Origin of the sequence: Allocoleopsis sp., assembly GCF_036703385.1 — a bacterium.
In the GTDB taxonomy this organism is placed as follows: Bacteria; Cyanobacteriota; Cyanobacteriia; order Cyanobacteriales; family Coleofasciculaceae; genus Allocoleopsis.
Genome location: NZ_DATNPA010000439.1, coordinates 1 through 9,074, shown reverse-complemented (window position 1 = coordinate 9,074; position 9,074 = coordinate 1). Strand labels below are relative to the sequence as shown.

General features: G+C 45.7%; 10 protein-coding genes. 8 read left to right on the top strand and 2 right to left on the bottom strand.

The annotated features are described in order from the left end of the window. Positions 1–115: 115 nt before the first annotated feature. From V6C93_RS21590 to V6C93_RS21570, 5 genes are all read left to right on the top strand, one after another. Complete coding sequence (locus tag V6C93_RS21590) at positions 116–1,612, top strand: APC family permease (protein ID WP_333478737.1); 1,497 nt, start codon at positions 116–118, stop codon at positions 1,610–1,612. Between the two features lie 106 nt (positions 1,613–1,718). Next, positions 1,719–2,420 (top strand): cadmium resistance transporter, encoded by a 702-nt coding sequence (locus V6C93_RS21585; protein ID WP_333478736.1) that lies wholly within the window; start codon positions 1,719–1,721, stop codon positions 2,418–2,420. A gap of 357 nt (positions 2,421–2,777) precedes the next feature. Then, positions 2,778–3,611: a hypothetical protein gene (locus tag V6C93_RS21580; protein ID WP_333478735.1), complete on the top strand. Its 834-nt coding sequence runs from the start codon at positions 2,778–2,780 to the stop codon at positions 3,609–3,611. A gap of 431 nt (positions 3,612–4,042) precedes the next feature. After that, positions 4,043–4,507 carry a DUF202 domain-containing protein gene (locus tag V6C93_RS21575; RefSeq protein WP_333478734.1) on the top strand — a complete coding sequence of 155 codons (465 nt, stop codon included), beginning with the start codon at positions 4,043–4,045 and terminating at the stop codon, positions 4,505–4,507. Positions 4,508–4,522: 15 nt separating this feature from the next. Then, entirely contained in the window at positions 4,523–5,197 is a 675-nt protein-coding gene (locus V6C93_RS21570; RefSeq protein ID WP_333478733.1) for a cadmium resistance transporter, read from the top strand. A 125-nt stretch (positions 5,198–5,322) separates the two neighbouring features. Here V6C93_RS21570 and V6C93_RS21565 read toward each other — a convergent pair whose 3' ends face one another. Next, positions 5,323–5,523 carry a hypothetical protein gene (locus V6C93_RS21565; RefSeq protein ID WP_333478732.1) on the bottom strand — a complete coding sequence of 67 codons (201 nt, stop codon included), beginning with the start codon at positions 5,521–5,523 and terminating at the stop codon, positions 5,323–5,325. Between the two features lie 351 nt (positions 5,524–5,874). On the opposite strand from V6C93_RS21565, the gene V6C93_RS21560 reads away from it, so the two are divergent. From V6C93_RS21560 to V6C93_RS21550, 3 genes are all read left to right on the top strand, one after another. Beyond that, the gene (locus V6C93_RS21560; RefSeq protein WP_333478731.1) at positions 5,875–6,339 is read left to right on the top strand and encodes a hypothetical protein; all 465 of its coding nucleotides are present in this window, start codon (positions 5,875–5,877) and stop codon (positions 6,337–6,339) included. Positions 6,340–6,495: 156 nt separating this feature from the next. Next, a complete protein-coding gene (locus V6C93_RS21555; RefSeq protein WP_333478730.1) occupies positions 6,496–7,305 on the top strand; it encodes a prohibitin family protein in 810 nt (269 codons plus the stop codon). Positions 7,306–7,946: 641 nt separating this feature from the next. Continuing rightward, complete coding sequence (locus V6C93_RS21550; RefSeq protein WP_333478729.1) at positions 7,947–8,744, top strand: sulfite exporter TauE/SafE family protein; 798 nt, start codon at positions 7,947–7,949, stop codon at positions 8,742–8,744. 4 nt (positions 8,745–8,748) lie between these two features. On the opposite strand, the gene V6C93_RS21545 is transcribed toward V6C93_RS21550, so the two are convergent. Next, positions 8,749–8,958: a hypothetical protein gene (locus V6C93_RS21545; RefSeq protein ID WP_333478728.1), complete on the bottom strand. Its 210-nt coding sequence runs from the start codon at positions 8,956–8,958 to the stop codon at positions 8,749–8,751. Positions 8,959–9,074 lie beyond the last annotated feature (116 nt).

Below are 9,074 nucleotides of genomic sequence, written 5' to 3'. Positions count from 1 at the left end.
TTTCAGCCGAGTCCAGACGCAATTGCCCAAAGGGCATCGTCCCCAGGAAGCGATCGCAAGTAATACACCAACCAAGCTGATCGCTCGACCGTGAAAGGAGATTTTATAGAGGACTATGACCAAAACGAAGCAAAAACATCGAAGTGTTCATGGCTTGAAGCCAGACTGCCTTCCCTTCGGGGAAGTACTCGCTCAATCTTTTGCCGTTATTGCACCGACAACTATACCCGCATCCAATTTAGGCTTGATCGTTGCCCTTTCAGGAAACGGTACCTGGCTCAGTTTCGTGATTGGCATGATTGGGCTGGTATTTGTCAGTATCAACATCAACCAGTTCGCGAGTCGTTCAGCTTCTCCTGGTTCACTCTACTCTTACATTGTCAAAGGGCTCGGCCCAACGGCGGGTGTAATCTGCGGCTGGAGTTTGGTGCTAGCCTATCTATTTACGGGAATGTCGGTTCTGTGCGGTTTTGCCAACTTTAGCAGTAACTTAATCGGTCATATAGGCATCCACCCCTCGACCATCACTTTGTTAGCGATCGGCGCAGCTATTTCCTGGTACGCCGCTTATAAAGATATCCAGCTTTCAGCGATGGCGATGCTGTGGATGGAGGGAGCCTCCCTCGTCCTAATTACAGTCTTGGGAATCATTATCTGGGCACACAAAGGCTTTGCTCTGGATATGTCCCAGCTCACTCTGCAAGGTGTCACTCCAGGCAACGTGGCAATGGGACTGGTTCTCGTCATGTTTGGTTTCTCTGGCTTTGAAAGTGCCACATCTCTGGGTGATGAAGCGAAGAATCCCTTAAAAAGCATTCCCAGAGCGGTGATCGGCAGTGCCTTAATGGCAGGCTTATTCTTCGTTTCGATGACTTATATTGAGGTGTTGGGCTTTAGCGGAACTGGAGTGTCGATTACCTCTACGGAAGAGCCTCTAGGTTTCTTATCCCAACAAGCAGGAGTCGGTTTCCTGGGAGAGTTAGTTGCCTTCAGTGCCCTGTTTAGCTTCTTTGCTTGTGTACTGGGTAGTATCAATCCAGCCGCTCGCATCTTCTTCACGATGGCGCGTCATGGCTTGTTTCACTCCTCCTTGGGTTCGGCACACTCATCCAATCGCACACCTCATATTGCGGTGACGATGTGTTCGCTGCTCATGTTTTTGGTACCGGCTGGAATGTCCCTGTTTCACATCAAGCTGTTCGACTGCATGGGTTACTTGGGAGCGATCGCGAGTTTCGGCTTTCTCACCGTCTACATCCTGATTTCGATCGCAGCACCAGTTTACTTACGCCAAATTAGAAAACTGCGTCCACAACATCTGCTATTTTCAGCTTCAGGGGTTGGGTTCATGATGATTCCCGTTCTGGGCTGCGTGGGAATTCCCGGTAGCAAACTGTTCCCAGTTCCAGAGGCTCCTTACGATGCGTTTCCTTACCTATTCTTGATGTACCTGCTCCTAACGTGTGGATGGTTCATCCTACAAAGAGTGCGTTCTCCCGAAATTGTCATCTCAATGGAGCAGGGGGTTGAAGCCATCCACGCTAAATTCGACAACAGAGATAGGATTATTGAAACTGTTCCTGTTGGATTTGATGAATTTGATGACTTTTAATTTTGTAATTGGATAATCATTAGTCTGTAGCCACGATACGATTTACCCATAACCCAGGACTAATAACTAATCACTCATCAGGGAACTCAGGAGAAGAGATAGAAAGATGAACGAATTAGTAACTTCAATTCCCACTGGACTAGCCGCCTTTAGTGCTACCAACCTCGACGATATTGTCATTTTGCTGCTGTTTTTTTCTCAGGTAGATGCCACATTCCGCAGACGACACATCGTTATCGGTCAGTATCTCGGCTTCGCGGCACTGGTCATTGCTAGTCTTCCCGGTTTCTTTGGTGGCTTAATCTTGCCACGACACTGGATTGGACTTTTAGGTTTGGTTCCGATCGCATTTGGATTGATGCGTTTGCTGAGTCGGGACAGCGATTCCGATGAGGAGGGTGACGAAGAGATACAGTCGCCGCAGGAATCCCCATTTGCTAGTTTGCTGTCTCCCCAAGCTTACAGTGTAGCCGCCGTCACCGTGGCAAATGGTAGTGACAATATTGGCATCTATGTACCCTTGTTTGCCAGCAGTAGCTTCGAGAGTCTACTCGGAATCCTCAGCATATTCTTTCTGTTAGTAGGAGTTTGGTGTTACACAGCCTACAAATTAACTCATCAGAGTGCGATCGCCCACCTTTTGAGCCGTTATGGTAATACCTTCGTGCCTTTTGTGTTGATGGGATTAGGTGTATTCATTGTCTTAGAAAGTCAAGCTTTGACTCCACTCGCGCTAGGGGCAAGTTGTGCATGTTTGGCGGCTCTATTCAGCATTAACGGACGATTGGAAGAACTTGCGAAAAATTGAAACGGGGTCAACGGATTTTAGATTTTGGATTTTGGATTGGCCTCGATCAAAATGGTGCGGGACTTACAGAGTTGAGATTTGTTCCACCCACAAGCCTGAGCTTGAGTAAAGATGGGGTATGAACCGAAAAAAATGAATGAAAAATCCAAAATTGCTAGTAAAAAAAACAGGAAAAAGATTCCAGAATAATTAGATTTTTGAGGATAAAAAAAAATTTAAATGCTAAAATAGTTAAACTGACCTAAAAGATTTGCAAAATCCAGAATATCGATTCTGAAGCCCGCTACAATCTTGTCAATCTTGAAAGGTCAAGAGATTCTCCAGAATCCAGTCCAAAAGCTTAAAAAGGAGAAAATTATGAAACTCATAACCTCTGTGTTGATTGCCTTTATTTTTATAGCAAATTTAGTGTTTGCTCAACCTGCATTTGCCGACAAGCCAAAATTTCTCAAAAATCCTGACTACATAGAGGTAACTCAATCCCTTAATCAATTGAAGATGGAGCAAGAGGCACAAGCTCAGACGGAAAACTCTAATCCTGAGGAAATTCAGAAGAAAATTGATGAGTTAGAGTTTCAGAAATATGCGCTAGAGACGGGAATGAGCTGGGGGCAGTGTCGAAATGAAACAGGAAAGACACTAGCTGTCTACGGGCCAAAACCCAAGTTTGATGATGACGATTACGAAGACAGCTACCCATACGACAATGGCCTTTATTTCTTAGCCGATGGTCAAACGACCAAAAAGAAATGGGATTGTCAAGGTGTTTATCTACCCAGCGATGGGCAAACAACCATTAGCTCTAACGGACAAGAGCAAGAATTGGCAGGCCCTGTGGCAATCAAGGTGGTTGATGGAACTCAGTTAATCGTTAAGACGAATCAAGACACAGGTGCCTTTGAGTTTAGTATTCCTCCTACTCAATCCCTCAAAGCCGGTGAAACGAACTGGTTTATTCCCAATGTGCCCCAAAGTGCGATCGATACACGAGTTGCCAATGCACCCGCTGCCAAAAAATCGAAGGGAGATAATTTTGTTGTAATGACAACCAATCCCGCAAAAGACACCGTTAAATCCGATACTTCTCCTAAAGCACAGCCTCAGCCCCAAGCTCAACCACAGCCTCAGCCCCAAGCTCAACCCGAATTGCAGCCAGTTGCCCCAAAGCCGAGCTATCTCAACAGACGCTAAAAGGCAAAAGGCTTCGTTTAACAGAGCTTTTGCCAACAAGTTTCTCTCGTTAAACATACGCTAGATTTAGACACAGTTGTGTTCTTGAGATACCTCACTCCAGCGGATGAGAGCCAAAATCTGGGAAAATCTGGGAAAATAGGATATGGATTCTAAAAAATCTCAGATTTTGGCTTTAGCTCCTTCTAAACGCCGTTCTTCAGTACCAGTGAACAGTGAGCAGTGACCAGTGAATAGAAACAAAATCCTTGAGTAGTAGAGCTTCCCCTAGAAAAGCTTTAACTTCTCAAGCGCAACTGTTAACCCAAAGCTATGAGCGTGGAAGGCAGAAGTGGTGGGTTCAAGACCCCACTGTAACCTAGTCGCTGCTCACTGATAACTGATCAATGTTTGACTTGTACATTTAATCTAAAAATTGCGGGTGTTTATTGATGCAGTTACTATTTAGGCCGACAGAACCCGAAAACAAACCGACTCAGGTAGATACACAATCCCCAGATGTAGAAGCCAAGCAGAAAGGTCGGCGCAATCCATCACGAGTGCGAGACCACCTAGCGAACGAGCGCACTTACCTAGCATGGATACGGACTGCGATCGCACTTATGGGTTTTGGCGTTGTCATCGTTCGCCTTCGCCACTTCCAACCGCCCTTAGTACCCCATCCCGGCACGGGATGGAAGTTGGGCTTAGTCTTCTCTTTAGTCGGTCTGCTAACAGTATTATTCTCAACCCAGCACTACTTCGCCGTGCGCCACGATATTGACGCAGATACCTATGAACCGCCAGACCGCTGGGTGCTTCTCTTCAGCCTTGTCCTGACGCTTTTGGGAGCTGGGGTGATTTATTTTGTCTTCACAGCCCCCCTCAACCCTTTGTATAACCTGGCATTTGAGTAACAAATCTACTCCCTAATGAGTGAAATTGGGACCGCTATCCCTGAAGCGATAACGGCCTTCGTCGCCACTAATATCGATGACATCGTTATCCTGCTGCTATTTTTTGCCCAAGTCGATGCCAACTTCCGGCGTCGTCATATTGTAGTCGGTCAGTACCTGGGTTTTACACTCCTCATCCTCGCCAGCTTACCAGGATTTTTTGGTGGTTTGGTGGTACCTCGCGAGTGGATTGGATTACTCGGACTTCTACCCATTGCCATTGGTATTAAGCAACTGGTGACTCGGCAAAAAGAAGAGACAGAACAGGTGCAGACAGTCACCCATGATTTTGAGTCTGCCTCGCCCAGGAATGCGATCGCATCTTTCGTTTCTAGCGTCCTTGCTCCCCAAACCTATCAAGTAGCAGCGGTAACCTTTGCCAATGGCGGTGACAATATCAGCATCTACATCCCGCTGTTCGCAGGAAGTAACCTCGTTAAATTGGGAGTCATTCTCGCCGTCTTTTTTGTCATGGTCGGAGTTTGGTGTATTGTGGCTTATCAATTGACCCGTCAACCTAAGATTGCTCAGGTTTTAAGCCGCTACGGTCATGCGATCGTCCCTTTTGTGCTGATTGCCTTGGGCCTATTCATCATGTACGAGAGAGGAACATTCAGTCTACTGTCCTCCTCGTCGCTGATCAACTCTTAAATTCAGTAGACCGAAAAATGAGAGCGATCGCATACGGTATCAGCGATGTATAGTGGCTCTATAAGCATCAAGCCGATCGCGCTCCGGCAAGCTTTTCAGTAGTCGCCTGCTTGAAAGTTACCCCGTCAGGAATCAACGATTGCAAGAGAGGGATTCTCGCGGAAAGCTGCTAAAATCTCGGCTAACCGACTACTATCGTGACGCAAAATCGTTTTTCCCTTCACGAAGTTGCCACTGATTACCTGTTTGGTCACTAGTTTCTGACACTCCTGCAAATCTGGCTCGACGGGAAACTTGTTTTCAGTAGCATAGACGCGTTGCAGCATCTCGTTAATCGGTTCGGTATTGACAATCGCGTAGTCAATTAAAGCACCCTCACCGTAGTATTCCTCAACCTTCTTAATGAAATCGGATAACTTTACTACTCAAGGATGTTGTTTTTCTGCTCACTGCTCACTGCTCACTTCAGAACCTACTAGTGCAGCGTGGCCTAAATAACTATCCAGTGGAAAAAGGTTAAAAAGCTTACTATACAAACTTTCTTGCCTTCTGTCTTCTGCCTTCTGCCTCCTGTCTACTCAAGAAGGAGAACGCTACGCGAACTGCCTTCTTGCACTAGACGTTTACTTACGGCCTGGATTAAACTACGGTAAGTATATCGGAATCATGCACTTATAATGGAAAACGCCAAACAAGTTATTGACGAGCTGAGCCGAGTAGGAGAGGTGGGCTCCGATCTGTTACAACAGCCCGTGCAAGAGGGCTTCAGTATAAAAGTCTGGCTGAAAAAGTTACGAGGCGGATTCCTTCTAGTACTGGGATTTTTACTATCGCCCCTATCATTTTGGAATGACCTGTTTTTTAATTTGCCAATTGCTTATGGTTTTGGGTATCTCTGTAGCTGGTTGAACCCAGATTTACTTCTGCCTTGTGCGATCGCAGGATACTGGCTCTCTAACATTTTAGGGATTCTCTTGATGCAAGTAGGGGCTGTGGATGTTTTTCAAGAGCAGCCCAAAGAGCATAACCTTAAAAAACAGTTATTAACGGGTCTAGTTTCCTCAACCGTCTACAGTCTTGTGATTCTGGCATTAGTGCAGTTTAACATTCTTCAAGCTCCCGTATTATTCTCCGGTAATTAATGGGAATAACTCGGTACAGTAGGATGCAGCAATGGATGCGATCGCGCCTCTCAAGTTTATTGAGAAGCTAGTAACTGCTATTTCTGATATCTTTATATTTTAAATCTAAGTCTTGGGAAGGAATCGCAATGCTTTCCTAAGACTATTTCATATATTATGACATCCAAAAAATCTCTTTACAGAGCCGTTAGACTGATTTTAATTTTAGCCTTGGTAGCCATTCTCTTCTCCCCTTTCGTGATTGTCCATGCTGGGGAACGAGGTGTGCTAATGCAGTTTGGTAAAGTACAACAGAGAGTACTAGGAGAAGGGCTTCACTTCATTATCCCTCTAGTCAATACCGTAAAAAACCTGAGTGTGCGAGTACAAAAGCACGAAATTTCTGCCGAAGCGTCCTCGAAAGATTTACAAGAGGTTTTCACGGATGTAGCTCTCAATTGGCATATTATCCCAGAAGAAGCTAATGCTATTTTTCAACAAGTTGGCGACGAGACGGCAGTTGTGGAGAGGATTATCAACCCAGCCGTAGAAGAAGTCATCAAAGCTGTCATAGCCGAGTACACCGCTGAAGAAATCATTACCAAACGAGAAGAAGTGAAAGCTGGGGTAGACGAAACATTAACGACAAGATTGATTAGCTATCACATTCAGGTTGATGATATATCTCTGGTACATGTCCACTTTTCGCAGCGATTTAGTGATGCTGTGGAGGCGAAACAAATTGCTGAGCAGGAAGCAAAAAAGGCAGGTTTTGTGGTGCTGAGAGCCTTAAAAGAGGCTGAAGCCAAGGTGAATTTAGCCAGAGGAGAGGCTGAAGCGCAAAGATTGCTGCGTTCCACCTTAACTCCAGAGATACTAGACAAGCAAGCCATAGATAAGTGGGATGGGAAACTGCCTTTAGTTGTTGGGAAGGGCGGTATAAAATTGTTGGATTTGAGTCAATTTGTCAAAAAATCCGACAATTGATTCTTAAAAAGATGTAACTAAAATTCTCTAATATGAGAAATACCTCCTGCTATTCTCTAATATTCTCCTGTAAGAGTGAAATTTAGGATGTAATTCTCAGAATTACTATTTTTTAAGATAGAAATTATAAATTATAAAGGAACAAATTACAACAGTTTTTGCCCTTATAGTTCAATTTCTGACGGACTGCTTTAACGCTCTGGAATCACGCCTTATGAACGCGGAATTTATGCGAGATTTACTCACACTTCTACAGAGGGTCTCGCAACTTGGGTTTTACTGCCATAAAAGCTTAAAGAGTTCATGAAGTTTACCCCTAAAAAATAACAAGAGTTGATGAAATGAGTTCAACTCTTGCCAATTCCACAGGAAGCAGAATAAGATTCTAGTAATGATTTATCATTAAGTCGATAGACTTACTGTAGATTAAATCAACCAAAGCTTTGTTAAAGAGAGAGGTGCGTGAACTGGCGGATAGGGGCTGGGTCTAAGACCTGCCTATAGGCCGCCTGCGTTGCTGTGTCTTAGCCGCAACGTTAAAGCGGACTTCCAGCGTGAAGCGAAGCTATGCCACTCGCAGAGCGTCCCTGAATGGTAGGGAATCGCTTCCACACTCTAACCCTCTGAGACAGGACAGCCCTATGCACTATTTACTACTACCGTTCTTGAGCTTCTTCGTTGGCATCATCGTTGGTTTAACAGGAGTGGGTGGAGCATCGCTCATCACCCCAATGTTGATTTTCCTGTTCCAAGTACCACCTTCGATCGCGGTTAGTTCTGATGTGGTGGCTGCCACGTTAATGAAGCTTATCGGCGGTGTCAAGCACTGGCGGCAGCAAACGATTGACCTGCAAGTAGTCAAATGGCTGGCCTTAGGGAGTGTTCCTGGTTCCCTGACTGGCGTCGGAATTTTATATCTGCTCCAGCATACGGGAGCGATTAACCTGGATTACATCCTGCTCCGCTTGATCGGTGCAATGATGCTATTGGTTACCGTGTCGGCACTGGCGCAGTTACTGCTCAAGACGTTTGTGCCTAAGTTAAAGTTACCTGAACTGCCCAAGTTTGACTTAAAAACCAAGTCGGGTCGTCTTCAAAGTGTCAGTGTGGGTGCGGTTTTAGGTTGTATGGTGGGTCTGACTAGTGTGTCCTCCGGTTCGATGTTTGCACTGGTGCTAATTGCCTTTTTCCGCCTTGACTCTCGTAAATTGGTGGGTACAGATATTTCACAAGCCGCAATTTTGTTGCTGTTTACTTCCCTGGGACACCTCGGCCTTGGAACTGTTGACTGGAGTTTGGTATTGCCTATCTGGTTGGGTACGGTACCAGGGGTACTGGTAGGTGCTAGGCTCTGCAAAATTATCCCTCAACGTACCCTGCGATTTGTTATTTACTCGCTCTTATTAATGGTGAGCTGGAAGTTGGTTTATCAGGCTTAAATGGCTAATTTGTTGGAGGGTTGAAGGTTGAAGGTTGAAGGTTGGAGGTTGAAGGTTGGAGGTTGGAGGGTTGGAGGTTGGAGGGTTGGAGGGTTGGAGGTTGGAGGTTGGAGGTTGGAGGGTTGAAGGTTGGAGGTTGGAGGTTTAAATCTTGAGCTTGCTGTCCCTGCCAACCTGTGACCCATCCTCTATTCCCCATCCCTAAACGTGCCATTGTGCCAGCGCGATCGCAACTCCTTGCTTTAAGACAGGTGTTAGGTTCTCGTCAGCCGCCAGTTGCTCTAACTGCTGGTGCGCCGTTGGGAAGTTTTTCAAAGCGGCGATCGCATG